The 26,280-nt window shown below is 66.7% G+C and carries 22 protein-coding genes; 12 read left to right on the top strand and 10 right to left on the bottom strand.

The genetic code is table 11. From position 1 onward, the window contains the following. Positions 1–28: 28 nt before the first annotated feature. The 4 genes from FHW94_RS05185 to rph all read right to left on the bottom strand — a co-directional run bounded on the left by FHW94_RS05185 (position 29) and on the right by rph (position 3,589). On the bottom strand, positions 29–940 hold the full coding sequence (locus FHW94_RS05185) for a tyrosine recombinase XerC (RefSeq protein ID WP_168554644.1): 912 nt from the start codon (positions 938–940) through the stop codon (positions 29–31). 6 nt (positions 941–946) lie between these two features. Then, positions 947–2,098, bottom strand: a complete 1,152-nt coding sequence (gene hemW / locus FHW94_RS05190) for a radical SAM family heme chaperone HemW (RefSeq protein ID WP_168554645.1) — start codon at positions 2,096–2,098, stop codon at positions 947–949. 148 nt (positions 2,099–2,246) lie between these two features. After that, a complete protein-coding gene (rdgB, locus tag FHW94_RS05195) occupies positions 2,247–2,876 on the bottom strand; it encodes an RdgB/HAM1 family non-canonical purine NTP pyrophosphatase (protein WP_168554646.1) in 630 nt (209 codons plus the stop codon). Then, positions 2,873–3,589, bottom strand: a complete 717-nt coding sequence (gene rph / locus FHW94_RS05200) for a ribonuclease PH (RefSeq protein ID WP_168554647.1) — start codon at positions 3,587–3,589, stop codon at positions 2,873–2,875. Before rph ends, rdgB begins: the two co-directional genes overlap by 4 nt. A gap of 132 nt (positions 3,590–3,721) precedes the next feature. Between rph and hrcA the strand changes: the two genes are divergently transcribed. The 3 genes from hrcA to FHW94_RS05215 all read left to right on the top strand — a co-directional run bounded on the left by hrcA (position 3,722) and on the right by FHW94_RS05215 (position 5,791). Then, positions 3,722–4,798, top strand: coding sequence for a heat-inducible transcriptional repressor HrcA (gene hrcA / locus FHW94_RS05205; RefSeq protein ID WP_168554648.1), 1,077 nt, complete (start codon positions 3,722–3,724; stop codon positions 4,796–4,798). Then, positions 4,795–5,367: a nucleotide exchange factor GrpE gene (grpE, locus tag FHW94_RS05210; protein WP_168554649.1), complete on the top strand. Its 573-nt coding sequence runs from the start codon at positions 4,795–4,797 to the stop codon at positions 5,365–5,367. The genes hrcA and grpE overlap by 4 nt, the downstream gene beginning before the upstream one ends. A gap of 172 nt (positions 5,368–5,539) precedes the next feature. Beyond that, the gene (locus FHW94_RS05215) at positions 5,540–5,791 is read left to right on the top strand and encodes a glycine zipper domain-containing protein (RefSeq protein WP_179504556.1); all 252 of its coding nucleotides are present in this window, start codon (positions 5,540–5,542) and stop codon (positions 5,789–5,791) included. On the opposite strand, the gene FHW94_RS05220 is transcribed toward FHW94_RS05215, so the two are convergent. Both FHW94_RS05220 and FHW94_RS05225 read right to left on the bottom strand, forming a co-directional pair. Next, positions 5,792–6,241, bottom strand: coding sequence for a vgr related protein (locus tag FHW94_RS05220; RefSeq protein WP_168555485.1), 450 nt, complete (start codon positions 6,239–6,241; stop codon positions 5,792–5,794). Positions 6,242–6,259: 18 nt separating this feature from the next. Then, positions 6,260–6,808, bottom strand: coding sequence for a copper chaperone PCu(A)C (locus FHW94_RS05225; protein WP_168554650.1), 549 nt, complete (start codon positions 6,806–6,808; stop codon positions 6,260–6,262). A gap of 177 nt (positions 6,809–6,985) precedes the next feature. On the opposite strand from FHW94_RS05225, the gene dnaK reads away from it, so the two are divergent. After that, entirely contained in the window at positions 6,986–8,893 is a 1,908-nt protein-coding gene (gene dnaK, locus FHW94_RS05230; protein WP_168554651.1) for a molecular chaperone DnaK, read from the top strand. A 121-nt stretch (positions 8,894–9,014) separates the two neighbouring features. Beyond that, positions 9,015–10,151, top strand: coding sequence for a molecular chaperone DnaJ (gene dnaJ, locus FHW94_RS05235; protein WP_168554652.1), 1,137 nt, complete (start codon positions 9,015–9,017; stop codon positions 10,149–10,151). 63 nt (positions 10,152–10,214) lie between these two features. Here the strand turns inward: dnaJ and FHW94_RS05240 are convergent, their stop codons facing one another. Next, entirely contained in the window at positions 10,215–12,602 is a 2,388-nt protein-coding gene (locus FHW94_RS05240; protein ID WP_168554653.1) for a patatin-like protein, read from the bottom strand. Positions 12,603–12,804: 202 nt separating this feature from the next. On the opposite strand from FHW94_RS05240, the gene FHW94_RS05245 reads away from it, so the two are divergent. The 4 genes from FHW94_RS05245 to FHW94_RS05260 are packed head-to-tail and all read left to right on the top strand — an operon-like array spanning position 12,805 to position 19,288. Beyond that, entirely contained in the window at positions 12,805–14,190 is a 1,386-nt protein-coding gene (locus tag FHW94_RS05245; RefSeq protein WP_168554654.1) for a TIGR03013 family XrtA/PEP-CTERM system glycosyltransferase, read from the top strand. Beyond that, positions 14,180–16,345: an XrtA/PEP-CTERM system histidine kinase PrsK gene (gene prsK, locus FHW94_RS05250; RefSeq protein ID WP_248290281.1), complete on the top strand. Its 2,166-nt coding sequence runs from the start codon at positions 14,180–14,182 to the stop codon at positions 16,343–16,345. The genes FHW94_RS05245 and prsK overlap by 11 nt, the downstream gene beginning before the upstream one ends. Continuing rightward, the gene (gene prsR, locus FHW94_RS05255; protein ID WP_168555487.1) at positions 16,345–17,709 is read left to right on the top strand and encodes a PEP-CTERM-box response regulator transcription factor; all 1,365 of its coding nucleotides are present in this window, start codon (positions 16,345–16,347) and stop codon (positions 17,707–17,709) included. The genes prsK and prsR overlap by 1 nt, the downstream gene beginning before the upstream one ends. Next, positions 17,702–19,288, top strand: coding sequence for a tetratricopeptide repeat protein (locus FHW94_RS05260; RefSeq protein WP_168554655.1), 1,587 nt, complete (start codon positions 17,702–17,704; stop codon positions 19,286–19,288). Before prsR ends, FHW94_RS05260 begins: the two co-directional genes overlap by 8 nt. A gap of 93 nt (positions 19,289–19,381) precedes the next feature. On the opposite strand, the gene panB is transcribed toward FHW94_RS05260, so the two are convergent. Then, positions 19,382–20,251, bottom strand: a complete 870-nt coding sequence (gene panB, locus FHW94_RS05265) for a 3-methyl-2-oxobutanoate hydroxymethyltransferase (protein ID WP_168554656.1) — start codon at positions 20,249–20,251, stop codon at positions 19,382–19,384. Positions 20,252–20,467: 216 nt separating this feature from the next. Here panB and FHW94_RS05270 point away from each other — a divergent pair, with 216 nt between their 5' ends. Beyond that, positions 20,468–21,988 carry an amino acid permease gene (locus FHW94_RS05270; protein WP_168554657.1) on the top strand — a complete coding sequence of 507 codons (1,521 nt, stop codon included), beginning with the start codon at positions 20,468–20,470 and terminating at the stop codon, positions 21,986–21,988. Positions 21,989–22,072: 84 nt separating this feature from the next. Here the strand turns inward: FHW94_RS05270 and FHW94_RS05275 are convergent, their stop codons facing one another. Together FHW94_RS05275 and FHW94_RS05280 are read right to left on the bottom strand one after the other, a co-directional pair. Then, positions 22,073–22,555, bottom strand: a complete 483-nt coding sequence (locus tag FHW94_RS05275; RefSeq protein WP_168554658.1) for a pyridoxamine 5'-phosphate oxidase family protein — start codon at positions 22,553–22,555, stop codon at positions 22,073–22,075. Positions 22,556–22,580: 25 nt separating this feature from the next. After that, positions 22,581–23,474: an alpha/beta hydrolase gene (locus tag FHW94_RS05280; protein ID WP_168554659.1), complete on the bottom strand. Its 894-nt coding sequence runs from the start codon at positions 23,472–23,474 to the stop codon at positions 22,581–22,583. Between the two features lie 125 nt (positions 23,475–23,599). Here FHW94_RS05280 and FHW94_RS05285 point away from each other — a divergent pair, with 125 nt between their 5' ends. Beyond that, positions 23,600–24,847, top strand: coding sequence for a putative DNA modification/repair radical SAM protein (locus FHW94_RS05285; RefSeq protein ID WP_168554660.1), 1,248 nt, complete (start codon positions 23,600–23,602; stop codon positions 24,845–24,847). Positions 24,848–24,856: 9 nt separating this feature from the next. Beyond that, positions 24,857–26,239 carry a UdgX family uracil-DNA binding protein gene (locus FHW94_RS05290; protein ID WP_349237438.1) on the top strand — a complete coding sequence of 461 codons (1,383 nt, stop codon included), beginning with the start codon at positions 24,857–24,859 and terminating at the stop codon, positions 26,237–26,239. Positions 26,240–26,280: the final 41 nt, after the last annotated feature.

Genomic DNA, 26,280 nt, shown 5'->3' on the forward strand with positions numbered 1-26,280 from the left:
GCAAAGCGGGTGGTGGAGGGGGGATCGCCTACTCTCCACGCTCCCGCGGATGCGCATTGCGATAGGCATCCAGCAAAGTCGCCGCATCCACCCGCGTGTAGATCTGCGTGGAAGACAGGCTGGCATGCCCCAGCAGTTCCTGCAGACTGCGCAAGTCCGCCCCGGCGCCCAGCAGGTGCGTGGCAAAGCTGTGGCGCAGCGCGTGCGGTGTGGCCGTCGCCGGCAGGCCCAGCGCCACACGCGCGCGGGCCATCGCGCGCTGCACCATGCCGGGGGAAAGCGGGCCGCCCTTGGCCCCGCGAAACAGTGGTTCGTCGCGCGCCAGGGGCCAGGGCACTTGGCCGGCATAGTCGGCCACCGCATCGCGCACCACGGGCAACAGGGCGATCACGCGCTGGCGCCCGCCCTTGCCGGTCACCGTCAGTCGCTCGCCCAGGGGCAGCACGCTGGCGGGCAGGGCCAGCGCTTCGGCAATGCGCAGGCCCGCGCCATAGAGCAGCAGCAATACGGCCCGGTCGCGCGCGGCAATCCACGGCGCGGCTTCTTCCGAAACCATTTCGGCCAGGGCCACGGCATCGTCGGGCGAGATCGGGCGGGGCAGGCCTTTCTTCACGCGTGGGCCGCGCAGGCGGGGTGGCGCGGCATCGGGCAATCCGGCCTGCGCGCGGGCGAAGGCAAGGAACGCCTTGAGCGCGGAAAGCTCCCGCGCGGCAGAGGTGTTGACCAATCCATCGGCCCGCCGCTCAGCCAGGTGCTGGCGCAGGCGCGGCGCGTCGAGCCGGGCAAGGCTTGCCCAGTCCTGACCGGGCGGCAAGGCGTCGAGCAGGCGTACCGCCGTCTTGTGATAGGCGCGCACCGTGTGGGGGGAGCGGCGCAGCGACAGCGCCAGATGATCGTGCCAGGCGATGAGCAGGCCGGCCCTGTCGATGGCGCTTTCCATGGCCGGTCAGGCGACCAGGTCTGCCGGCACCAATTCGGCCAGCAAGGCATCGAGCAGCGGCATCCCCGCCTCGGTCACCACCAGCCGCGCGCCTTCTTCGTGCAGCAGGCCATTGCGGCCGTGAAACGCGCGCTTGGCCGGATCGATCAGCAGCGCTTCGGGCAGGCCGAAACGGGTGGCCAGCGCGCCCACGTCCACCCCTTCGGCCAGGCGCAGGCCCATCAGCAGCGCTTCGCTGGCCTGTTCGCTGCGGCCCAGCGCGCGTTCCTCCGCCAGGCCATGGCCTTGTTGCGCCACGGCGCGCAGATAGTTTTCGGGCTTCTTGTGGCGCACCGTGGCGGTGTGCAGCCGGCGGCCGTGGGCACCAGGCCCGATGCCGGCATAGTCGCCGTAGCGCCAATAGGTCAGGTTGTGGCGGCTTTCCTCGCCCGGCCTGGCGTGGTTGCTGATTTCATAGGCAGGCAGGCCGGCCGCGTTCATCCGCTCGCGTGTCAGCGCGAAGAGATCGCCGGCGGCATCGTCATCCAGCGGCGTGAAGCGCCCCTCACGCACCAGCGTGGCAAAGCGCGTGCCGGGTTCGATCGTCAACTGGTACAGCGACATATGACCGGTGCCGAGCGCCAGCGCGCGGTCCAGTTCGGCCAGCCAGCTTTCAGGCGTGTGGCCGGGCCGGGCATAGATCAGGTCGAACGTCACCCGCGCGAAATGGCGCTGCGCCACGTCGAGCGCGGCCAGCCCCTCGGCTGCATCGTGCAGGCGGCCCAGGAAATGCAGCGTCTCGTCGTCCAGCGCCTGGAGCCCAAGCGACACGCGGTTGATGCCAGCACCTGCCAGCGCGGCAAAATTGGCCGCTTCGACCGAGGATGGATTGGCTTCCAGCGTGATCTCGATGCTGTCGGACAGGCGCCAGTGCTGCCCGGCTGCCTCGATCAGCCGCGCTACCAGCGCGGGCGGCATCAATGAGGGCGTGCCGCCGCCGAAAAAGATCGAGGTCAGTTCCCGCCCCGGCAACAGCGCCGCCTCGTGCGCCATGTCTGCCAGCAAGGCGGCTTCCCATGCGGCCATGTCGGTCTTGGCGCGAACATGGCTGTTGAAGTCGCAATAGGGGCACTTGGCGAGGCAGAACGGCCAATGGATATAGAGGGCGAGTGGGGGCATTTTTACTCCGACTGAGGCTTTGTGCGAGGTTCCCACCACCCCCCAACACCCTCCTCTAAAGAGGAGGGGAGTAATAGGCGCTTAAAACCCCCACCTCTTTAGAGGAGGGGGTTGGGGGTGGTGGAAGTCACCAACAACCTGTCAGATACTACCCCGCAAACTGTTCCGCGACCAGCTTGGCAAAGGCCCGCGCGCGATGGCTCACCGCGTTCTTCTCCGCCGGGTCGATCTCGGCAAAGGTTTGCGTCCCACCCTCCGGCACGAACACCGGGTCATAGCCAAAGCCCAGCGTGCCGCGCGGCGGCCAGGTCAGCGTGCCGTCGATCCGCCCTTCAAAGGTCTGCGCCTCGCCATCGGGCCAGGCCAGCGCGAGCATCGAGGTGAACCAGGCGTCGCGCGGCGCATCGGGGCCAAGCTGGGCCAGCTTGCCCTCCACTTTGCCCATCGCCATGTACCAATCGCGCCCGGGGCCGCCTTCCAGCGGGCTCGCTTCGGCCCAATCGGCGGTATAGACGCCGGGCGCGCCGCCCAGTGCCGCCACGCTCAGCCCGGAATCGTCCGACAGCGCCGGAAGGTTGGCGGCCTTGGCGGCGGCATGCGCCTTGATCAGCGCATTTTCGGCAAAGGTCGTGCCGGTTTCTTCCGGTTCGGGCAGGCCCAGTTCCCCGGCCGACAGGCATTCCATGCCATAGGGCGCCAGCAAGGCCTGCATTTCCTTGAGCTTGCCCTTGTTGTGCGTGGCGATCACCAGCTTGCCGGGGGTGAGCTTGCGTGTCACCGCGCGACGGCCTTTTCCTGGGCGGCAAAGATGTCGTTGCAGCCCAGGCGCGCCAGGCGCAGCAGGCGCAGCAGCGCTTCTTCGTCATAGGTCGCGCCTTCGGCGGTCGCCTGCACTTCGGCGATATGGCCACCTTCGATCAGCACGAAGTTGGCGTCGGCGTCGGCCGAACTGTCTTCGATGTAATCCAGGTCGAGCACCGGGGTGCCCTTGACGATGCCGCAGGAAATCGCCGCCACCTTGCGGGTCAGCGGATCCTCGGCAATCGCGCCGGCATCCATCAGCTTCTGCACCGCCAGGCGCAGCGCCACCCAGGCGCCGGAAATCGACGCGGTGCGCGTGCCGCCATCGGCCTGGATCACGTCGCAATCCAGGGTGATCTGGCGTTCGCCCAGCTTCTTGAGATCGGTCACGGCGCGCAAGGAGCGGCCGATCAGGCGCTGGATTTCCTGGGTGCGGCCCGATTGCTTGCCCTTGGCCGCTTCGCGGCTGCCGCGGGTGTGGGTGGCGCGGGGCAGCATCGAATATTCTGCCGTCACCCAACCTTCGCCCTTGCCGCGCAGGAAGGGCGGCACGCGTTCTTCGACCGAAGCGGTGACCAGCACCTTGGTATCGCCAAAGCCGATGAGGACGGAACCCTCGGCATGCTTGGTGAAATTGGTCTCGATGGTGATCGCCCGCATCTGATCGGCGGCGCGGCCGGAAGGACGCATGTAGAAATTCCTTGATGGTGGGTGCCTGAATTGGGCGCTGCCTTGGCCGATTGCGTGGCCAGTCGCAAGCAAATCCCTCCCGCAAGCAAATCCCTTGAGCCCCGGGCCAATGCTTCTACATAAGGGCGCGGTATGCATGGTCCCACGCTCACCGAACTGTCCAATCGCGCGCGCGACATTTTCCGTCTGGTCGTGGAAGGCTATATCGCGTCGGGCCAACCCGTCGGGTCCAAGACGCTGGCCGGCAGTGGCAGCGTCAATCTCTCGCCAGCCTCGATCCGCTCGGTGCTGCAGGAACTGCAGGATGCCGGGCTGCTTGCCGCGCCCCATACCAGCGCCGGACGCATGCCCACCGAAATGGGCCTGCGCTTGTTCGTCGACGGGATCATGCAAGTGGCCGAACCTTCGGCGGCCGAGCGCGCCCAAATCGAGCGCGGGCTGGAACGCAGCCGCGCGGGCGGCGGCACGATCGAGGCGGCCTTGGCGGCGGCCACCACAGCGCTCTCCGATCTTTCTGCCGGGGCGGCGGTGATCATGGTGCCCCGCCGCGAACCGCGCCTGGTGCAGCTTTCGTTCGTGCCGCTCTCGCCGTTGCGGGCGCTGGCCGTGCTGGTGGCCGAAGACGGCGCGATCGAGAACCGCGTGATCGACCTGCCGGCGCCGATCGCGCCGTTCGTGCTCGATCAGGCTTCCAACTATCTCACCGCGCGGCTGGCCGGGCGCACGCTGGGCGAGGCGGTCAGCGCCATTCGCGACGAGATCGCGGGCGGGCGCAGCGCGCTCGATGCGGCGAGCGCTGATCTGGTGCAGCGCGGGCTGGCGGTGTGGAGCATGGACGCGGCGCAGCGCCCGGTCCTGGTGGTGCGCGGTCAGGCCAACCTGCTCGATGAAACCGCGCTGGGCGATATCGAGCGCGTGCGGCAATTGCTGGACGAGCTGGAAAGCGCCGAGGCGATTGCCGGCGTTCTCGATGCCGCGCGCGAGGCGCAGGCCACGCGCATTTTCATCGGCAGCGAGAACCGCCTGTTCTCGCTCTCGGGTTCCTCGGTCATCGCCTCGCCCTGGCGCGATGGCGAAGGCCGGGTGGTCGGCGTGGTCGGCGTGATCGGCCCAACGCGGTTGAATTATGCGCGCGTCGTCCCCATGGTGGATTTCACGGCCCAATCCTTGGGCAAACTTATCGGACAAGACGGATTTTCACGCAAATGAGCGATAACGAGACGCGCCCCCATGACGCCGAAGTCGAAGCCGAACTGGCCGGCGTGCCTGATGATCTGAAGGACCAGGGCGCTCCTTCGGCCGATCATGCGGCCGAACTGGCCGCCCTGCGCGAATCGCTGGAAGTCGCCAAGCAGGACGTGCTTTACGCCAAGGCCGAAACCCAGAACGTGCGCCGCCGCATGGAAAAGGACATTGCCGACGCGCGCGCCTATGCCGCCACCAGCTTTGCCCGCGATATCCTTTCGGTGGCCGACAACCTTGCCCGCGCGCTGGAATCGATCCCGGCTGACTTGCGCGAGGATGAGAAGTTCAAGAACCTGGTGACCGGGCTTGAGGCCACTGGCCGCGAGATCGAAAAGGTCTTTGGCAACCACGGCATCAGCCGCATCGCCGCACGCGGCCTGCCGCTCGACCCGCATCAGCACCAGGCGATGATGGAAGTGCCCTCGGCCGAGCATGAACCCGGCACCGTGGTGCAGGAACTCCAGGCCGGCTACACCATCAAGGACCGCCTGCTGCGTCCGGCGATGGTCGTGGTCGCCAAGAAGCCGGATTGACCCGACAGGTCGCTCCAGGCCCCGCATCAGACAAAAGCCCCCGCCTCGGAACAGGCGGGGGCTTTTGGTTTCGAGGCCTGATGTCGCTTGCCAGCAACACGCTAACACGGAACCAAACCTGCCCCTCCATCGTAACCTCTCGTGACAACGGGAGGCACATGGAGGATTTCTCATGGGTAGGAAGTTCCTGATTCCCGCTTCGATGGCTCTGGCGGCGCTTTCGCTGGCCGGGTGCGCGCGCAACTATGCGGGCGAAGGTGGTTTGGCTGGTGCCGGCGTTGGCGCGGCGGTGGCCGGTGTTTCCGGCGGCAATATCGGCACGGGCGCGGCCATCGGCGGCGCGGTGGGCGCGGCGGCCGGTTCGCAGGTCAAGAAGGACTGCTGGCGGACCGACGCCGACGGGCGCAACTACCGCGTCTGCTGATCAGAATGGCAGCACTGCCCGATAGGCCGGCAAGGGCGGCCGATCGGGCAGTTGCGCGCCTTGCTGCAACAAGAAGGCATGGCGCACGATTTCGGCCTGCTGTTCCAGGCCATAGCGGGCAAATCGCTTGCCCGGTTCCAGCCGATACTCATAGCGGCAGAACGGATGTCGCCGCAAAGGCAGGAAAATGCCTTGTTGCCATTGCCATACGTGGCAAAGCTCGTGAATGAGCAAGCCCTGCAGGCTCAGCCGTTCGTGCGAAAAGTCGGCTGACCAGAAATCGGCGCGCGGGTGAAAATGAATATGCCCGGCCGGCGCCATGACCACGTTGGTTTTCTGGAACGGCCACCAGCGCCGCCGGCGCAACTCCACGCGCGGCCAGTCTATGGCATCGCGAAAGATGCTGCGCCCCAGCGCCACTTCCCCGGCCGTGAGCGGGCGGGCATGCATCGCCGCCACGCGCCGCCCTCACATATGGTCCATGTGTCCCATGTCGCCCGCCGCTTCGGCGCCGCCGGGGCCCACCACCTTGGCCTTGGTCGTGGCCTTGTCGCCATTGTCGAGCGTGATCGTCAATTCGGTCACGCCGCCCGCCTTGAGGCTGGGCGCAAGGTCGAACAGCATGACATGGTTGCCACCCGGCTTGAATTCCACGCTCTTGCCCGATTGCAATGCGACCGTCTGCAAGGGGGACATCTGCATCATGCCATCCTTCATCGCGCTTTCGTGCATTTCCGCGCGGCCAGCGCCATCCACGTGCACCGCCACCAGTTGGCGGTCAGGGCCGCTGCCCTGGGCCACGGTGAAATAGGCGACGCCCGGATTACCGGCCACGGCGGGCAGTTGCACGGTGGCGTCGGTCAGCGTGGTGCCCGGTGCGTTTTCCGGCGTGGCATCGAGGCTTGCCGCCGCGCTCGGGCTTTCCTGCGGCGCAGGCTTGCTGCAGCCGGCCAGTGCCAGGGCGAGGCCAAGGCTCACGGTTGCAAAGGCACGGCGGGCAGGAACTTGTGCGCGCATGGCGGGCGATCCTTCTTTTCGATAAGCGTGAAAATGTGGGCCAGCCATAGCACGCGCGGGGCTTGTGCCAAGCGCAAGCGCACCTATATCCCGCCCGTAACGAGCCGCCAAGGTGGCGCCTGCCCACAAGGGGGACGCCCGAGTTAGCGGTGTCAACACGCAAGGATATGGGGAAACATGGCTAAAGTTATTGGTATCGACCTCGGCACGACCAACAGCTGCGTCGCGGTGATGGATGGGGGTACGCCCAAGGTCATCGAGAATTCGGAAGGCGCACGCACGACGCCTTCGATCGTGGCCTTCACCAAGGACGGCGAGCGCCTGATCGGCCAGCCGGCCAAGCGCCAGGCCGTGACCAACCCTGACAACACGATCTTCGCGGTCAAGCGTCTGATCGGCCGTCGCTTCGACGATCCGCTGACCCAGAAGGACACCGAACTGGTGCCCTACACGATCACCAAGGGCAAGAACGGCGATGCTTGGGTCAAGGCCGGTGGGCAGGATTACAGCCCGTCGCAGATTTCGGCCTATACCCTTCAGAAGATGAAGGAAACCGCCGAAAGCTACCTCGGCGAAACCGTGACGCAGGCGGTGATCACCGTGCCGGCGTACTTCAACGACGCACAGCGCCAGGCTACCAAGGATGCCGGCCAGATCGCGGGTCTTGAAGTGCTGCGCATCATCAACGAACCCACGGCGGCCGCGCTCGCCTATGGCCTCGACAAGCAGGACGGCAAGACCATTGCCGTGTACGACCTTGGCGGCGGCACCTTCGACATCTCCATCCTGGAAATCGGCGATGGCGTGTTCGAAGTGAAGTCCACCAACGGCGATACGTTCCTGGGCGGCGAAGACTTCGACACCGCCCTGGTCGAATACCTGGCGGACAAGTTCAAGAGCAAGGAAGGCCTTGACCTGCGTGGCGACAAGCTTGCCCTGCAGCGCCTCAAGGAAGCGGCGGAAAAGGCCAAGATCGAGCTGTCTTCGGCCCAGACCACCGAAATCAACCTGCCCTTCATCACCGCGCGCATGGAAGGTGGCAGCACCACCCCGCTGCACCTGGTGGAAACCATCACCCGTTCGGATCTTGAGCGGCTGGTCGGCAAGCTGATCGATCGCACGCTTGAACCCTGCCGCAAGGCGCTGGCCGATGCCGGCCTCACCGCCAAGGATATCGACGACGTGGTGCTCGTGGGCGGCATGACCCGGATGCCCAAGGTGCGCGACGTGGTGAAGGACTTCTTCGGCAAGGATCCGCACACCGGCGTGAACCCTGACGAAGTCGTGGCCATGGGCGCGGCCATCCAGGCCGGCGTGCTTCAGGGCGACGTCAAGGACGTGCTGCTGCTCGACGTGACCCCGCTTTCGCTGGGTATCGAAACGCTGGGCGGCATCATGACCAAGATGATCGACCGCAACACCACGATCCCGACGAAGAAGAGCCAGGTCTATTCGACCGCGGAAGACAACCAGCAGGCCGTGACCATCCGCGTGTTCCAGGGTGAACGCGAAATGGCGCAGGACAACAAGCTGCTGGGCCAGTTCGACCTGCTCGGCATTCCGCCGGCGCGTCGTGGCGTGCCGCAGATCGAAGTGACGTTCGACATCGACGCCAATGGCATCGTCAACGTTTCGGCCAAGGACAAGGGCACCGGCAAGGAACAGCAGATTCGCATCCAGGCATCGGGCGGCCTGTCCGACGCCGATATCGACCAGATGGTGCGCGATGCCGAAAAGTTCGCCGCCGAAGACAAGAAGCGTCGCGAATCGGCCGAGGCCAAGAACAACGCCGAAAGCCTGGTCCATGCCACCGAGCGCCAGCTTGAAGAGCATGGCGACAAGGTTGACGCTGGCCTGAAGGCCGAAATCGAAGCGGCCCTGGCGGAAGCCAAGACCGCGATCGAAAGCGGCAATGTTGAAGAAATGACCGCCAAGACCCAGGCTCTCACCGACAAGGCGATGAAACTGGGCCAGGCGATCTATGAAAAGGAACAGGCCGGTGCTGCCTCTCCGGGCGCCGAAGCCCCCAAGGACGATGGCGTGGTCGACGCCGAGTTCTCGGAAGTGGACGACACCAAGGCTTGATCTGCAACATGACCCCCTCCCTTGCCGGGGTATCTCGGCAAGGGAAGGGGAGAGGGGACCAGGAACGCCTAATCATGGCTTTCGCCCAGGCCCTCTCCCCTTGTGGGGAGAGGGCTTTCTTATGGCAGTCGAAGCCGATTATTACGAATTGCTGGAAGTGGAACGCACGGCTGATGACAAGGTCATCAAGACGGCTTTCCGCAAGCTGGCGATGAAATACCACCCGGACAAGAATCCGGGTTGTCAGGATTCCGAAGCCAAGTTCAAGCAGATCAACGAGGCCTATGCCTGCCTCTCCGATCCGCAGAAACGCGCCGCCTATGACCGCTATGGTCATGCCGCGTTCCAGCAGGGCGGCCCCGGCGGCGGTGCAGGCGGCTTTGGCGGCGGCGATTTCGGCGACATCGGCGATATCTTCGAAACGATCTTCGGCGGCGCCTTTGGCGGCGGCGGTGGCCGGCAGCAAAGCCGGCGCGGCGCAGACTTGCGCTATGACATGGAAATTACGCTGGAAGAGGCGTTCCATGGCAAGACCGCCGAAATCAAGGTGGAAGTCTCGCAGCCGTGCGAACCGTGCAAGGGCTCGGGCGCCACGCCCGGTACCTCTGCCCGTCGCTGCAACTTGTGCGGCGGCCATGGCAAGGTGCGGGCACAACAGGGCTTCTTCATGGTCGAACGCGCCTGCCCCAACTGCCACGGGCGCGGCGAAGTGATCGAAAAGCCCTGCCGCCATTGCCGCGGCGAAGGCCGGGTAGACATGCCGCAGACCCTGGCGGTGGACGTGCCCGCCGGCGTGGATACCGGCACCCGCATCCGCCTGGCCGGCAAGGGCGAGGCCGGGCCGAATGGTGCCCCGGCAGGCGATCTCTACATCTTCCTGCACATCGCGCGGCACAAGGTGTTCGAACGCGACGGCACCACGCTGCTCACCCGCGCGCCGATCAGCTTCACCACCGCCGCCCTGGGCGGCGAGATCGAGATTCCCGGTCTCGATGGCAGCCGCCATGCGATCGAGATTCCCGCCGGCATCCAGTCGGGCAAGCAACTGCGCAAGCGTGGCGCGGGCATGCCGGTGCTGCAAGGGCGCGGTTCGGGCGATCTCGTGGTGGAAATCCAGGTGGAAACCCCAAGCCGGCTTTCGGCCCGCCAGCGCGAATTGCTGCGCGAATTCCAGGCCACCGAAACCGGTGAGGAATGCCCCCAATCCAAGGGCTTCTTCGAACGCATCAAGGACGCCTGGACCGATCTGACGGACTAAGGTCGGGTAAACTCCAACACTACCCCAGCCCCCTCCTCTGAAGAGGAGGGGGCTTTTCTGCCTTTACTCCCCCTCCTCTTCAGAGGAGGGGGTCGGGGGGTGGTCAAACCCTGGCTCCCCCGTTGCAAACCGCGCCTCAACCTCCCCGCGAATCCCCGGCACCAACCCCCGCTCGGCCCGCAACCTCGGCTCTTCCTCATCCAGGATCGCCAGAAAGGCATCGCGCTTGAACCCGGCGACCAGGGTGGGATCGAGCGGCACGTCAAGCGTGGAGCAGACCATGTCGATCAGCCGCTCTGCGCCGTTGAGGCGACCCCACAAGTAGTCGTTCTCGCGCCAGGCGCGGCTGAAGAAGGCGCCGAAGTGGGTGAAGGCAATGCCCTTGAGGCAGGCGCGCGTGCCGCCGTCGCGGATCGCGGTGGCGTCTTCGGGTGAAATGCGGTCCACTTTGACCGGATCGAATTCGCCCAGGCCATCGCCCTGGAACAGCGGCAGCGTGGCGACGTCATAAAACGGAAAGCCCAGGTAGGCGTGGAGGAAACGGCGGCGCAGCGCCTTGTCCATCGCGCCCAGTGCATGGACGAACATGCCATCCACTTCATCGTCCAGCCGCGCCAGATCGCGCCGGGCGGCAATCGCCGCCAGCACCGCGCCGGGGTCTTCGCGCACCACGGCGGCGCTGGCGGCAAAGCCGGGGCCCAGCCCGTGCAGGCTGGCGCGCGCCTGGTACAGCGCCTGCGCGCGATAGACCACGTCGCGCGCCGCCTCGCGCGCGGCGGGCGCGATCTCGGCCGCCTCGTCCCAATCGGTGGTCAGCCGCCGGGCCAGCAGTTTCAGGCGGCGGATGCGAAATGACAGGTCGTGCGCGCGGAAAAAGGCAATGGCCGGGGTCGTTGCGCCGCCGCCTCGCGCGCTCAGGTTGTCCAGCCCCTGCTGCGCCAGGTGATGCCACAGGGCTTCTTCCACCCCGGCGTTGTCGTCGGCGGGCAGGGCCTGGGTGATCAACTCGGCCAGATCGGCCACGATTCCCGCCAGCTTGACCTGGGCATAGCCGTGAAAGGCATAGCCGGCCTGCTGGGCGGCTGCCTGCTGCGCCCGTGCGCGCCAGCCGATCAGCCGCTTGGGATTGGGCCAATCGAAGAACAGCGTGTGGCCGAACAGGCGCGCCACGGTATCCTCGATCTCGCCCTGCAGCGAATCGACGATGGCGCGCAGCCGCAGCCGCTCGCGCGATTGCCGTTCCAGCGCTTCCAGGTTGTCGCGGATCGGCTGCTCGCGCGGGATTGTGGAAAGCGCGCCAAAGATGGCAGAAAGAAAGCCAACCGGCGCGGCGGGCTGCGGCCCTTGCGCCGGGGCATGCGGCGCGGGATCGAGATAGACGAAGCGCCGGTCCACTTCGCGCCGGGAGGGCCGGCTGCCCAGCGCCGCCATCGCGGGCGCAAACGGCCGGTTGACCAAGACCGCCCCATCGACAAGCGCGGCCTGGTCCAGCGTCCCGCGCCGCCAACGCTGCGGCATGATGCGCTGCAGGAAAGCCGATCGGCTCGGCCAGGCCTCGCCCCGCTCGGCCGCCAGCATGTCGATCTCGGCCAGGGTCAGCGGCGGAAAGGCGCCGGGAAAACTCGCCGTGGCGCGCGCGGCCATGACCAGTTCGGGCACCGGCGCCAGGCCTTCGCCGGTATGCGCGCGCGCTTCGGCGCGAAAGCCGATGGCCAGGCGGTGTTCGTTTTCCTCCACCACCGGCGGGCTGTTGAGCCGCAGCGGGGCAGGGTGCCCGGCAAAATCGGTGGCCGTCACCATCAGGTCGATCGGGTGGCCCGGCGGCAAGAGCGGCGCGGCATTGCCGCTGCGCGCCATGGCATCGAGTGCCTCGGCCAGCAGGCGGGAAAAGCCGATGCCGCTGAACGGCGGGGCAAACCAGCGCGCGCGGATCAGCCGCGAAACCTTGCGGCGCACTTCCCCGCGCGTTTCAGGCCCCACTTCCTGTGCCAGTTCGCCGCCGCTGCGGCGCAGGGCTGGCCAGCGCAGCACGGCCCAGACAAGCGGCTGCGCCCAGAACTTGGCAAAGCGCCCCCACGGCCGCGCATCGGGATCAAGCAGCACGTCGCTATCGGCCCGCGCCAGCCACAGCCGGGTCAATGGCTCCAGGCTTTGCCCCGTGACCAGGGCCTGGGCCAGGAACACCGCGTTGATGCCTCCGGCACTGGCACCGGAAAGAATGTCGACCAGCACGCGCAATCGCTGCCCGCGCTGGGCGTGGATGGTGTCGAGCAGCCGCATCCACACGTCTTCGATGCCGGGCTTGGGCGTCACCATCGGCGGGCCCTTGGCATGCACCGCGCAACTCGCGCGCGAGAGGTGCCACAACTCCTTGGTAACCCCATGCATATAGACCGCCAGGCTGATGCCGCCGGTGGAAACAAGGGCCAGGCGCAGTTCTTTCTGCCGCATGCGCGCCAGCATGGCAGGGATTGACGCACTCGGCCAGTAGGGAGGAGAGGCTGTAAGCCAAGCCGACGTTGTTAACCGTGACTTGTCAGATTCACCGACAATTTACCCACGCGGGCTTATGCCCCTGCTAACGATACGCCCGTTCACGCAATGCCAGTCAACGAAGCGCCCATGCCGGGCACAGTGGGATACCCTTGGCCTGATGATCCGCCTGTTCAAACACTATATCCCCAATGCCGTTTTCCTGCTGGGAATGATCGATTTCTGGCTGCTGATCCTGGCGGGTGAACTGGGCTGGATGGTGCGTGCGCACCAGATCGGCATCGATGTGGGCAGCCCGGCCGACCGGGTCCTGCCGCTGCTCACCTTTGCCGTGCTGGTGCACACCGCGATGGTTTCGGTGGGCGTCTATGGCTCGGATGCGCTGCGCTCGATGCGCTATGCCACGGCGCGGCTGATGGTGGCCGTCAGCCTTGGGATCATCGCGCTATCGGTCGTCTATTTCCTCATCCCGGGGCGCACGCTGTGGCGCTCCAACCTGTTCTACGCCATGGTCATCTCGCTGGTGCTGCTGGTGGGCGTGCGCCTGGTGCTGGGCGGGTTTCTGGGCACCGCCGCGTTTCGCCGCCGCGTGCTGGTGCTGGGCGCCGGCAACCGCGCCGACCGGCTGCGCAAGCTGGGCGAGCGGCCCGAATCCGGCTTCGTCATCGTTGGCTATGTGGCGATGAGCGGCCAGCCCCCCGTGGTGGAAGAAGCGATCAGCCGTGACGCACTGCCCAATCTCACCCGCTTTGTCGAAAACCTGGGCGTGAGCGAAGTGGTCCTGGCGCTGGAGGAGCGGCGCAACGCCCTGCCGCTCAAGGACCTCCTGCGGATCAAGACCACCGGCGTCCACGTGAATGATTTCTCCACTTTCGTGGAGCGCGAGACCGGCCGCGTCGATCTCGATACGGTCAATCCCAGCTGGCTGATCTTTTCCGACGGATTTTCCTCTGGCCGGATGCTGTCGGGCGCGATCAAGCGGGCGTTCGATATCTGCGCCAGCGTGATTCTGCTGGCGCTCACCGCTCCGATCATCGTGCTGTTCGCAATCCTGGTAAAGCTCGACAGCAAGGGCCCAGCGTTCTTTCGGCAGACCCGCGTGGGTCTTTATGGCGAGACGTTCAATCTCATCAAGCTGCGCTCCATGCGCACCGATGCCGAAGTGGATGGCGCGCAATGGGCCGCCAAGAACGACCCGCGCGTTACCCGCATCGGCCGCCTGATCCGCAAGCTGCGCATCGACGAACTGCCCCAGACCTGGACCGTGCTCAAGGGCCAGATGAGCTTCGTGGGCCCGCGTCCCGAACGGCCCGAATTCGTGTCCGACCTGGAAGAGCACCTGCCCTATTATGCCGAGCGGCACATGGTGAAGCCCGGCATCACCGGGTGGGCGCAGATCAACTATCCCTATGGCGCCTCGATCGAAGATGCGCGGCACAAGCTGGAATACGATCTCTATTACGCCAAGAACTACACCCCCTTCCTCGACCTGCTGATCCTGCTGCAGACCCTGCGCGTGGTGCTGTGGCACGAAGGTGCGCGCTGAGGGGCTGCGCACGATGCTCGCCCCGGTGGGATGGATAGGGCTGGGCCAATGGGTCTTCGTGCTGGCGGCGTTCGGCGCGCTGGTGCTGGGCATGTGGCAGGTGGAACGGCAGCGGCGGGGCAAGCCGGTCAGCCGCGCTGCCGTGGGGGCCGTGCTGGTCAGCGCCGTCTGGGCGCTGCTCCAGGCTGCGCTCACCCCGGGCGATCCGCTGGCGCTGATGGCCGACGTGGCACGCAACCTGGCCTGGCTGCTGGTGGTCTATGCCCTGTTCGCGCGCGACGGGCGGCACGAATCGGTTGCGCCGGTCCGCCCGGTGCTGGTGGTGCTGGCCGTGGTGGAACTGCTGCAACTGGCGCTGATGGTGCTCGATTGGCGGTTCCGCATGGTTGCGCCGGCCGTGGCGATGATCTTCCAGATTTCGGTCATGCTGCGCCTGCTGGTCATCACCGGCGCGCTGGTCCTGGTGCACAATCTCTATGCAGGGGCCATGACCGCCCAGCGCGCCGCGGTGCGGTGGACCTGCGCGGCGCTGGCCCTGATCTGGGGCTACGATCTCAATTTCTACACCATCGCCTATCTGGTGCGCGGCACGCCGGCCGAACTCGTCGCCCTGCGTGCGCTCGCGGCGCTGCTCGGCGTGGTGCTGCTGGCCACCGGCGCGGCGCGAGAGCGCGCGACCGGGCGTTTTTCCCCCTCGCGTGCGGTGGCGTTCCAGTCGCTCTCGCTGCTGGTGATCGGTGGGTACATGCTGGTCATGGTGGGCGTGGCGCAGTCCGTTGCCTGGGCGGGGGGCAATGCCACCATGCTCACGCAACTGGGCTTTGTCTTTGCCACCACGGTGCTGGTCCTGGCGCTGATGCCCTCGGGACGGCTGCGCAGTTGGCTCAACGTGATGGTGTCCAAGCACTTTTTCCAGCACCGCTATGACTATCGCGCCGAATGGCTGCGGTTTACCAACACCATCGGGCGAGGCGGTGCGCGGGTGGGCGCCGATGGCGGCGCCGATGCCGTGCCCTTGCACGCCCGCGTGGTCCAGGCCGTGGCCGATATCACCGACAGTGCGCGCGGCGCGCTGCTGGTGCCGGCCGACGGTGGCGAGCTGGTCCTGGCTGCCCGCTGGCAATGGGCCACGCTCGATGTGCCGGCGCAAGCGATGGACGCGGCCGGCGCGGCCTTTTTCGAACGCGGTGGCTTCATCGTCGATCTCGACGAAGTGCGCGGCGGGATCGACCACCAGGGGGAGGCCGCCGTCACCCCGGCGTGGATGATCGCCGAAGAGTCGATCTGGGCGCTCGTCCCGCTGCTCCACTTCGATCGGCTGGTTGGCCTTGTCGTGCTGGGTCGCCCGGCCGTGGCGCGCAAGCTCGATTGGGAGGATTTCGATCTGCTGCGCGTGGTCGGCCACCAGCTCGCCAGCTATATCGCCGAAAGCAACGGGCAGCTTGCCCTGCTCGAAGCCAGCCGGTTCGATGAATTCAATCGCCGCATCGCCTTCGTGATGCACGATATCAAGAACCTGGCGAGCCAGCTTGGCCTGCTGGCGCGCAACGCGCAGCGCCATGCCGACAATCCCGAATTCCGCAAGGACATGCTCGTCACGCTGAGCAATTCGGCCGACAAGCTCAATGCCCTGCTGGCCCGCCTTTCGCGCTACGGCGCGGGCAATGTCGAGCAGCTTTCCCCGGTCGATGCCGGGGCCGTGGCGCAGGCGCTGGCCGCGCGCTGGCCCCAGGTGGCCGGCCACGCCCACGTGGCGCTGGTAGAGGCCGATCCTTGCGTGATCATGGCCCATCGCGAAACGCTGGACCAGGTTCTGGCCCATCTCGTGCAGAATGCCGTCGATGCCAGCCCGCCCGCGCGCACCGTGGTGATGCAGGTGCGCAGCGAAGGCCTGCACGGCTGCATCGACGTGATCGACACCGGCAGCGGGATGAGCGCCGAATTCGTGCGCAATGGCCTGTTCAAGCCATTCGTTTCCACCAAGCCGGGCGGCTTTGGCATCGGCGCGTTCGAAGCGCGTGAACTGGTCCGCGCGATGCGGGGCCGGCTCGATGTGGAAAGCCGGGAAGGGCTGGGCAGCCGCTTTTCCGTGCGCCTGCCGCTGGCCAGCACCGCCGCCCTGTCTAATCCGGATTCCCAGCAGGACATTGCATGATGACCGATTCCCGCCCCAAGCTGCTTATCGTGGAAGACGATCCGGGGCTTCAGGCCCAGCTCAAATGGGCCTACGAGGATTTCGAGGTGTTCATCGCCGGTGATCGCGCCACTGCGCTCACGTTGCTGCGCGCCGAGGAGCCGGCGGTCGTCACGCTGGATCTGGGCCTGCCGCCCGATCCCGACGGTGTGAGCGAGGGGTTTGCCGTGCTGGATGCGATCATGGCGATCAAGCCCGATACCAAGGTCATCGTCGCATCGGGCCATGGCGCGCGCGAATCCGCGCTGCGTGCCGTGGCGCAAGGCGCCTATGACTTCTATCCCAAGCCGGTGGATATCGATGCGCTGGGCCTGATCGTGCGCCGCGCGCTGCACCTGCACCGGATCGAGGCGGAAAACCGCACGCTCGCCACCCGCGCCCCGGCCGATAACCGCGTGCTGGGCAACATGATCACGGCCGCGCCGGAAATGGTGAAAGTGGCCCGCACGATCGAACGGGTGGCCAACACCAATGTCTCGGTCATGCTGTTGGGCGCCAGCGGCACTGGCAAGGAATTGCTGGCGCGCGGTTTGCACGAGGCGTCGGGCCGGGCCAGCGGTGCGTTCGTGGCGATCAACTGCGCCGCGATCCCGGAAAACCTGCTGGAAAGCGAGCTGTTCGGCCACGAGAAGGGCGCCTTCACCGGCGCGGTCAAGACCACCGAGGGCAAGATCGAGCAGGCCAGTGGCGGTACGCTGTTCCTCGATGAAGTGGGCGACATTCCGCTCCAGCTTCAGGTCAAGCTGCTGCGCTTCCTGCAGGAACGCACGATCGAGCGGATTGGCGGGCGGCGCTCCATCGCGGTGGACACGCGCATCGTCTGTGCCACGCACCAGAACCTGGAAGCGATGATCGCCGACGGGCGCTTTCGCGAAGACCTGTGGTATCGCCTCGCCGAAATCGTGGTGAAGATCCCTGGCCTGGCGCAGCGGCCAGGCGATGCCACTTTGCTGGCCAAGGCGTTTCTCACCCGTTTTGCGGCGCAGATGAACCCGGCGGTCAAGGGCTTTGCCCCCGATGCCCTGGCTGCCATCGATGGCTGGGGCTGGCCGGGCAACGTGCGCGAACTGGAAAACCGGGTGAAGCGCGCGGTGATCATGGCCGATGGCAAGCTGGTGGCGGCCGCCGATCTCGATCTGCCCAATCCCGATGCGGCGGCAGACAATCCGCTCAATCTCAAGGCCGTGCGCGAGGCAGCCGATCGCAAGGCGATCCGCCATGCCCTGGCGCGCAGCGAGGGCAACATTTCCAGCACGGCGCGCCTGCTCGGCATCAGCCGGCCCACGCTCTATGACCTGCTCAAGCAGTATGACATGCATGGGTGATCGCGCCCGCGCCTTGCTAGCGCCCCTGCTCGGGCTGCTGCTGGCGCTGGTGCCGGTGGGGCAGGCGGTGGCCGATGGACCCCCGCTCGATGCCGTGCGGGCCAAGGCGCGCGCGGCCCTGGCGCGGCGTGACCCGATCTCTGCCGAAGTGGCCCTGCGCGAGGCGCTGCGCCATGGCGCCCCGGCCGATGCCCTGCGTGCCGATCTAGCCGCCGCGCTGCTGGCGCGCGGGGCGCGGGGGGATGCCCATCTCCTGCTTGATGGCGGCGCTGCCTTCACGCCCGATACGGCGGCTCTGGGTTGGCGCATGCGCGGCGAATTGGCCCTGGCCGATGGGCGCTTGCCCGACGCTGGCAAGGCTTTCGACCAGGCCTTGCGCCTGGCCCCGGCCGACGCGGACCTGTGGGTGTCGATCGCCCGCGTGCGCTTTGCTGGCGGGGAACAGGCCCAGGCGGTGGAAGCCGCCACGCGCGCCGTCGCGCTGGCGCCGCAGAACCCCCACGCCCTGGTGCTGCGCGGCATGCTGGTGCGCGAACAGTTCGGGCTGCGCGCCGCGCTGCCGTGGTTCGAACAGGGCCTGGCGATTCGGCCCCAGGATCCCGACCTGCTGGCCGAATATGCCGCCACGCTGGGCGACATGGGCCAGGCCCGCGCCATGCTGGTGGTGGTGCGCAAGCTGGCCGAGGTCGATCCCGGCAATGTTCGCGCGCTCTATTTCCAGGCGGTGATCGCCGCGCGCGCCGGGCAGACCGATCTGGCCCGCAGCATCCTGCAACGCACCGGCACCGCGCTGCGCGACATGCCCGCCGCCATGCTCTTGGGCGGCGTGCTGGAATTCCGGGCCGGCAATTTCAGCGTCGCGTCAGGCCTGCTGGCGCGGCTGGTGCGGCTGCAACCCGATAATCTCCAGGCCCAGCAACTGCTGGCCCGCGCGATCGCGCGCGAGGGCGATGTGCGCCAGGTGGCGTGGCGCTGGGACGGCGTGGCGCGCCAGCCTTTCGCGCCGCCCTATCTCCAGGCGGTGGTGGCGCGCGCCTGGCAAAGGCTGGGCCAGCCGCGCCGGGCGCAGGGCTTGCTGGCGCCAGAGGCAAAGTTGCGCCCATTTGTTGCCATTCCGCCCGACCTGCCGCTCGGGGCGCTCGCCCTGCGCTATCAGGACGGGCCCAACTTCGCCGTGCTGGCCGTTCCCTATGCGCGCGGCCTGCTCGCCGCCCGGCAGTTCGACCAGGCTCGTGACGTGGCAGACCGCCTGCGCGCCGCCAATCCCGGCGCGGCCGAAGCCTGGCTTCTGGCGGGCGACACGCGCATGATGGCAGGCGACGCCCGCGGCGCGCTGACGCAATACGAAAACGCCGCCGCCATCCGTTTCAACGAACCCGTCCTGCGCCGCATGGACGCCGCACTGCGCGCGGCCGGGCGCGGCCGGGACGCCGACGCCATGACCGCGCGCTACCTGGTGCAAAACCCCGCCAGCCTCACCGCCATGCGCCTGCTCGCCACGGCATGGGCGGACGAGGGGCGCCAGGCGGAAGCCCAGGCGATGGCCCAGGCGCTAAGGGCGCGCGATCAGGTGCTATGAGGTTCAACTCCCCTTCGTTTTCAGAGGAGGGGGGCTAACCCTCGTGCCGTTCGGGCTGAGCGTGTGGACGCTCCCCGCCGCCAAACGCAACCCTCACTTGGGCTGATAGGTCTGCTCCACGCCCGGAAACGCACGGGCCCGCACTTCCTGGGCATAGCGGGCAGCCGCTTCCTCGATGGTCGTCGCCACTTCGGCATAGCGCTTCACGAAGCGCGGCACGCGCTCGAACATGCCCAGCATGTCTTCGGTCACCAGAACCTGCCCGTCGCACTGCGCCGATCCACCGATGCCGATCACCGGGCAGGGAACGGCCTGCGTAATTGCGATCGCCAGTGGCTCCACCACCCCTTCGGCCACGATGGCAAAGGCGCCCGCATCGGCCAGGGCGCGCGCATCGGCCAGGATCTTGTCGGCTTCGGCCTGGCTACGGCCGCGCGCGCCATAGCCGCCCAGCACGTTGACCGCCTGCGGCGTCAGCCCCACATGGCCCATCACCGGAATGCCGCGCGCGGTGAGGAACGCGACCGTCTCGGCCATGGCCGCGCCGCCTTCCAGTTTCACCCCGGCGCAGCCGGTGTCCTTGAGCAGGCGCGCTGCCGCCCCGAACGCTTGGGCTGGCGAGGCTTCATAGCTGCCGAACGGCATGTCCACGATGACCACCGCATGATACGAGCCGCGCACCACCGCCGCGCCGTGGGCCGCCATCATGTCCAGCGTCACCGGCACGCTCGATGGCAGGCCATAGATCACCTGGCCCAGCGAATCTCCCACCAGCAGCAGGTCGCAATGCGCATCGAGCAGTTGCGCCTGGCGCGCGGTATAGGCGGTCAGCATCACGATCGGCTCTGCCGTGTGCCCATCGGCCTTGCGCTGGCGGATGGTGGGCACCGAAAGCCGCTTCATCGGCGCGGGCGTAGGATGCGCGCGGCTGGTCGCGGTATCGAGCTGAAACGTCGTGGACATGGCTGCCATTTCCCCGAAAAAGCCGGTCAGGTAAGGCGCTCGCCTCTATAGCATGGGGAAAAACCCGCAAGGGCGGGCCTCTTGCCGGCACGAGATGAAAAAAGCCTCTTTGACAAGGCAGGGGTTGCCGCTAGCGTTGCGGCCCATGACCTGGTTACCGGTGCAACGTCTTGGCGTGGGGGTTCCCGCCGCACCGGTCCAAGGCGGGAGATTTCAATGTTTGGACGCGTCAAACCACTCGACGCTATTCTGGCGACAGCCGAAAAGAAATCGCTGCACCGCTCGCTCGGTGCCTTCCAACTGACCATGCTGGGCGTCGGCGCCGTGATCGGCACCGGCATTTTCGTGCTCACGGCCGAAGCCGCGCAAAAGGCCGGGCCGGGCATGATGATCAGCTTCATCATCGCCGGCTTCGTCTGCGCCGTAGCCGCGCTGTGTTACGCCGAAATGGCAGCCATGGTGCCGGTTTCGGGATCTGCCTATACCTACAGTTATGCCGTGATGGGCGAACTCGTCGCCTGGATGGTGGGCTGGGCGCTGATCCTGGAATACGCGATTGCCGCCGGGGCCGTGTCCGTCGGTTGGTCGGGCTATATGATCGGCTTTGTCCAGAACAGCCTGCATATAACCGTGCCCCTGGAATTCGTGCGCGGGCCGTTCGATGGCGGGTTGATCAACCTGCCGGCCATGGCCATCGCGGCGGTGATCACTGGGCTGCTGGTGCTGGGCACCAAGGAAAGCGCCACGGTCAACGCGGTGCTCGTGGCGATCAAGATCGTCGCCTTGTCGCTGTTCATCGTCCTGACCATCCCGATGCTCAAGGCCGGCAATTTCGAACCGTTCGCGCCGCTCGGCTTCACCGGCATCTCGGGCGCGGCCGCGTCGATCTTCTTTGCCTACGTGGGGTTTGACGCGGTTTCGACGGCTGCGGAAGAAACCAAGAATCCCCAGCGCAACATGCCGATCGGCCTGATCGGCAGCTTGGCGATCTGTACCGTGTTCTACATGCTGGTGGCGGCCGGCGTGATCGGCACGGTTGGCGCGCAGCCGGTGTTCGGTCCGGGCCACGAAGCTCTTTCGCCCGGCTCGCACGATCTTTCGCAGGCGTGCAAGGCCATTGCCGACAATGCCGTGGTCTGCTCCAAGGAAGCCCTGGCGTGGACGCTGCGTTCGGTCGGCCATCCGATGGTGGGCTGGCTGGTCGGCCTTGCCGCCATCCTTGCGCTGCCCTCGGTCATTCTCATGATGATGTTCGGCCAGACCCGCATCTTCTTCGTGATGAGCCGCGACGGCCTGCTCCCGGAATTCTTTTCCAAGGTGCACCCGCGCTTCCACACGCCGCACGTGATCACGCTGATTACGGGCGTGTTCGTGGCGCTGTTTGCCGCGTTCTTCCCGGTGGGCCTGCTGGCCGACGTGTCGAACTCGGGCACGCTGTTCGCTTTTGCGGCCGTGTCGATCGCCGTGCTCGTGCTGCGCCGTACCGACCCGTCGCGCAAGCGCCCGTTCCGCACCCCGGCCGTGACCGTGGTTGCACCCATCTCGATCCTGGGCTGCCTCTATCTGTTCGGCAGCCTTTCCGCCGCCACGATCCAGCTCTTCGTGGGCTGGGCCGCGATCGGCCTGGTCGTCTACTACGCCTATAGCCGCAACCGCAGCCATGTGGGCCGCGGCCTCACCGAAGTGCACGAGGCCGATGCAGATCTGCCGCCCAGCTCGGTGCCGCCGATCGACTGACGCTTCTGCCTGTCAAACAGCAAAAGGCCGCCGTTTCCCCAAGGGAAGCGGCGGCCTTCGCTTATTGGAACGATTTCGTTCTATTTAAAGGCCGGTCTCGGCATAGCCGCCCTTGAGGCTGTCTCCGATCGGCAGGCCCAGCGCCATCTTGACCACGCCGACGACGCCGACTTCGCCCGACCAGATCGCCGCTTCGCCCAAGTCCATGCGCAGGAACAGCAGGTTGGGGTCCGTCTTGCCCTGGGGATACCAGGATTCGACCGTCTTGCTCCAATGCTGTTCCAGCACGGCGCGATCGGTTTCCTCAGTCAGCGCGCCGGAAAAGCGGGCGAACAGGTCGTGCCCCTTGGCGGCATAAGTTGCCGTTGCCCCGCCTTGCGCGGCAAAGCGATTGTCGCGCGTGGTGAAGAACCAGATCGCGTGGTTGGCGTGCTTGTCCAACTGCGCCGTCATCGGAGCCGCGCTTTCCGGATCGGCATCCAGTTGCAGCATGACGAAAGGCGAATGGTCCAGTGCCTTCCAGAACTTTTCCTTGAGTTCGGTGGGATTGCCTTGGTCGTAATGCATCAATTCTCTCCTGCTCAAGGGCGTTTTACATCATCGGGTTGGCGAGCATTGCCGCCGGCAATGCGTCGATCACGGCCTCGCGATCCTCTGGCCGCTTGCCAGCCAGGAAATCGATGAGATCGGCGATCAGGCGATCGGTGGCCGTGGCAAACACGCCGTGCGGCGCGCCGGAATATTCCAGCAACGTGGCATGGGGCACCGCACGGGCCACGGCGCGCCCGGTCGCTTCGATCGGCACGGTCTTGTCCGACGTGCCATGGATGACCAGGGTGGGCACGGTGAAGCTGGGCAGGTCACCCCGGAAATCGGTGGTGGCAAAGGCATTGGCCGCAGCAAGGGTGGGCAGCAGGCCCGCTTGCATGGTGTGGTTCCACGAAAGCTTGAGCTGTTCGTCGCTCACCGGCTGGGTCAGTAGCCCAACGCCATAGAAATCCTTGAGGAACTGGGCCATGAACTTGGCACGGTCGGTCAGCATGCCATCGGTCATTTCGGCAAAGGTTTCCGCCGGCACGCCTTCAGGATTGTCGTCGGTCTTGGCCATGTAGGGCACGACCGAGGAAACCAGCGCCACCCGGTTGATGCCATCGGCGCCATGGCGCGAGAGATAACGGGCGATTTCGCCGCCACCCATGGAAAAGCCCACCAGCGCAGCCCCCGGCCGTGCTTCGGTCGCTTCCAGAACATCGGCCAGGTCATCGGCAAAGGTATTGTAATCATAGCCGTGGCCGGGCTGGTCAGACCGGCCGAACCCGCGCCGGTCATAAGCAATGGCACGATACCCGGCCTGGGCCAGGGCATGCATGACGGGGTCCCAGCTGTCCGAATTGAGCGGCCAGCCATGGATCAACACCACCGCAGGGCCTTGGCCCCACGACTTGACATAGAGCCGGGTGCCGTCGCGCGTTTCGATCATGGGCATTGTCGGAAAACTCCGCAAAAAGTCTTCCCCCTCCGCGCCTATAACCGGCGCGAGGCCCGGTCCGTTCCAACCCATTGCCCAAAATGCCGCTGGCGCCGGTGCGATATGGAACGTATAAGGAACAAATGTCGCAACCTACGGTGATGGAACGTCTGGGCATCCTGGCCGATGCCGCCAAATACGATGCCAGTTGCGCGTCTTCGGGCACGGCCAAGCGCAACAGCGCGGGCGGCAAGGGCCTTGGCTCGACCGAGGGGATGGGCATCTGCCATGCCTATGCGCCCGATGGCCGGTGCATCTCGCTGCTCAAGATCCTGCTGACCAACCACTGCATTTTCGATTGCCACTATTGCGTCAATCGCAAGAGTTCCAACGTGCGTCGGGCGCGGTTCACCCCGCAGGAAGTGGCTGACCTGACCATCGCATTCTATCGCCGCATCTATATCGAGGGGCTGTTCCTGTCCTCGGGCATCGTGCGATCATCCAACCATACGATGGAGCAGTTGATCGAGGCGGCGCGGATCCTGCGCGAAGAGCACGAGTTTCGCGGCTACATCCACTTGAAGACGATCCCCGAGGCCGATGCCGAACTGGTCGCCCGCGCGGGGCTCTATGCCGATCGCGTCTCGATCAACGTCGAATTGCCCACCCAGGCGGGCCTGGCGCGGCTGGCGCCCGACAAGTCCACCCCGGTGATCGAAGGGGCGATGGCGCATATCGGCAGCGCGATCGTGGAAGCCAAGGACGCGCGCAAGCGGTTCCGCCACGCGCCGCGCTTTGCCCCTGCCGGGCAATCCACGCAGATGATCGTGGGCGCGGACCAGGCCAGCGACGCTGATATCGTCGGCCGCTCGGCCACGCTCTACAGCCGCTTTCGCCTGCGCCGCGTCTATTATTCCGCGTTCAGCCCGATCCCTGATGCCAGCGCCGTGTTGCCGCTGCAGCGCCCGCCCTTGATGCGCGAACATCGGCTCTATCAATCCGACTGGCTGATGCGTTTCTATGGCTATGCCCCGCACGAGGTGCAGCAGGCCGCCGGGGCAGACGGCATGCTGCCGCTCGATATCGATCCCAAGCTGGCCTGGGCGCTGCGTTTTCGCGAGTCTTTCCCGGTGGATGTGAACCGCGCCGGGCGCGAGGCGCTGCTGCGCGTGCCGGGGCTGGGCGTGCGCGCGGTCAATGCGCTGCTGGCTGCCCGCCGCCAGCGCCGGCTGCGCCTGGAAGACGTGGGCCGGCTCACCGTTTCGCTGGCCAAGGTGCGTCCGTTCATCGTCACCGCCGATTGGCGGCCCACCCTGCTGGTCGACCGGGCCGACCTGCGCAGCCGCCTGGCGCCGCCCAAGGCCCAGCAGCTCGAACTGTTCGGGGTATGACCCTTGCGCGTGTGCCTGCCTGCCCCTGACGATACCGAGGCCTGGCGCGATGCGGCGCGCAGCCTGATCCTGGCCGGCGTGGCGCCAGACGACGTGGTGTGGGAAGAGCCGGGGCAGGGCACGGGTGACCTGTTTGCGCAAGGCCCCGCGCCGATCCCGCCACCGTGCCCAGGCGCAGCGCCGGTGCGGGCCAGCAAGGCGTTCCTTGGTCTGGTGCGCATGGCCCTGTTGCATCGCGCGCCGCAGCGGTTCGACCTGGCCTATCGCCTGCTCTGGCGCTTGCAGGATCGGCCCCGCGCGGCGCAGGACGCGGCCGATCCGCTGGTGCGGCGCCTGGACCAGCTGGCGCGCCCGGTGCGCCGCGACATTCACAAGATGCGCGCGTTCCTGCGCTTTCGCGGAGTGGGCGATGGGCCAGGCGATGCCGAACGCTTCGTCGCCTGGTTCGAGCCGGACCATCACATCCTGCGCGCGAATGCCGGCTTTTTCGTGCGCCGCTTCGGCACGATGCGCTGGTCGATCCTGACGCCGGACGGTTCGCTGCACTGGAACGGTTCCGTGCTGGAAGAAGGGCCACCGGCCACGCGGCTCGACGCGCCCGGTGGCGACCCGCTGGAAGAGCTGTGGCGGACCTATTACGCCAACATCTTCAATCCGGCGCGGCTGAAAGTGGGCGCCATGCTCAAGGAGATGCCGCGCAAGTATTGGAAGAACATGCCCGAAGCGGCCCTGATCCCCGATCTGATCGCCGGTGCCCAGGCGCGCGAGGCGGCGATGGTCGATCTGGGCCGCCAGGATTTCGGGCCGGCGCCCGAAAGCCTGGCCGGTCTTGCCGATGGCATTGCGGCGTGCCGCCAGTGCGCCATCGGTTGCAACGGCACCCGCGCTGTGCCGGGCGAAGGCACCCGCCGCCGGGCCTTCATGATCGTGGGGGAGCAGCCGGGCGACAACGAGGAACGCGAAGGGCGCCCGTTCGTGGGCCCGGCCGGGCAAGTCCTGCGCGCGCAGCTTCAGCAGGCGGGCATCGATCCGGCGCAGGGCTGGCTGACCAACGCGGTGAAGCATTTCAAGCATGAACCGACCGGCAAACGGCGCCTGCACCAGACGCCGACAGCCGGCGAAATCGACACCTGCCGTTGGTGGCTGGACCGCGAGTGTGACCTGGTTGCGCCGCGCCTGATCCTGGCCCTGGGCGCCAGCGCTGCCCGTGCCCTCATCGGCCGCACCGCCAGCGTGCAACGCGAACGCGGGTTGCTGGCCCGGCAGGACGGGGCGGAAATCTGGCTGACCTGCCACCCCAGCTACCTGCTGCGCCTGGATGGCGCCGCGCGCGAGGCGGAGGAAGCGCGGTTCGCAGCCGATTTGCGGGGGTTTGCAGCGGCGTTGGCTTGAGGGTTCCACCACCCCCCAACCCCCTCACCTAAAGAGGAGGG

The organism is Novosphingobium sp. SG720, from assembly GCF_012275365.1.
GTDB classification, from domain to species: Bacteria; Pseudomonadota; Alphaproteobacteria; order Sphingomonadales; family Sphingomonadaceae; genus Novosphingobium; species Novosphingobium rhizosphaerae.

Bases quoted from the DNA above. Each gene is read 5' to 3' on its own strand.
- FHW94_RS05240 (WP_168554653.1), bottom strand. From the start codon at position 12,602: ATGCGGCAGAAAGAACTGCGCCTGGCCCTTGTTTCCACCGGCGGCATC.
- panB (WP_168554656.1), bottom strand. From the start codon at position 20,251: ATGTCCACGACGTTTCAGCTCGATACCGCGACCAGCCGCGCGCATCCT.
- FHW94_RS05185 (WP_168554644.1), bottom strand. From the start codon at position 940: ATGGAAAGCGCCATCGACAGGGCCGGCCTGCTCATCGCCTGGCACGAT.
- FHW94_RS05270 (WP_168554657.1), top strand. From the start codon at position 20,468: ATGTTTGGACGCGTCAAACCACTCGACGCTATTCTGGCGACAGCCGAA.
- dnaJ (WP_168554652.1), top strand. From the start codon at position 9,015: ATGGCAGTCGAAGCCGATTATTACGAATTGCTGGAAGTGGAACGCACG.
- hrcA (WP_168554648.1), top strand. From the start codon at position 3,722: ATGCATGGTCCCACGCTCACCGAACTGTCCAATCGCGCGCGCGACATT.
- FHW94_RS05220 (WP_168555485.1), bottom strand. From the start codon at position 6,241: ATGCATGCCCGCCCGCTCACGGCCGGGGAAGTGGCGCTGGGGCGCAGC.
- rph (WP_168554647.1), bottom strand. From the start codon at position 3,589: ATGCGTCCTTCCGGCCGCGCCGCCGATCAGATGCGGGCGATCACCATC.
- prsR (WP_168555487.1), top strand. From the start codon at position 16,345: ATGACCGATTCCCGCCCCAAGCTGCTTATCGTGGAAGACGATCCGGGG.
- FHW94_RS05215 (WP_179504556.1), top strand. From the start codon at position 5,540: ATGGGTAGGAAGTTCCTGATTCCCGCTTCGATGGCTCTGGCGGCGCTT.
- dnaK (WP_168554651.1), top strand. From the start codon at position 6,986: ATGGCTAAAGTTATTGGTATCGACCTCGGCACGACCAACAGCTGCGTC.
- hemW (WP_168554645.1), bottom strand. From the start codon at position 2,098: ATGCCCCCACTCGCCCTCTATATCCATTGGCCGTTCTGCCTCGCCAAG.
- FHW94_RS05280 (WP_168554659.1), bottom strand. From the start codon at position 23,474: ATGCCCATGATCGAAACGCGCGACGGCACCCGGCTCTATGTCAAGTCG.
- FHW94_RS05245 (WP_168554654.1), top strand. From the start codon at position 12,805: ATGATCCGCCTGTTCAAACACTATATCCCCAATGCCGTTTTCCTGCTG.
- FHW94_RS05285 (WP_168554660.1), top strand. From the start codon at position 23,600: ATGTCGCAACCTACGGTGATGGAACGTCTGGGCATCCTGGCCGATGCC.
- FHW94_RS05260 (WP_168554655.1), top strand. From the start codon at position 17,702: ATGGGTGATCGCGCCCGCGCCTTGCTAGCGCCCCTGCTCGGGCTGCTG.
- grpE (WP_168554649.1), top strand. From the start codon at position 4,795: ATGAGCGATAACGAGACGCGCCCCCATGACGCCGAAGTCGAAGCCGAA.
- FHW94_RS05275 (WP_168554658.1), bottom strand. From the start codon at position 22,555: ATGCATTACGACCAAGGCAATCCCACCGAACTCAAGGAAAAGTTCTGG.
- FHW94_RS05225 (WP_168554650.1), bottom strand. From the start codon at position 6,808: ATGCGCGCACAAGTTCCTGCCCGCCGTGCCTTTGCAACCGTGAGCCTT.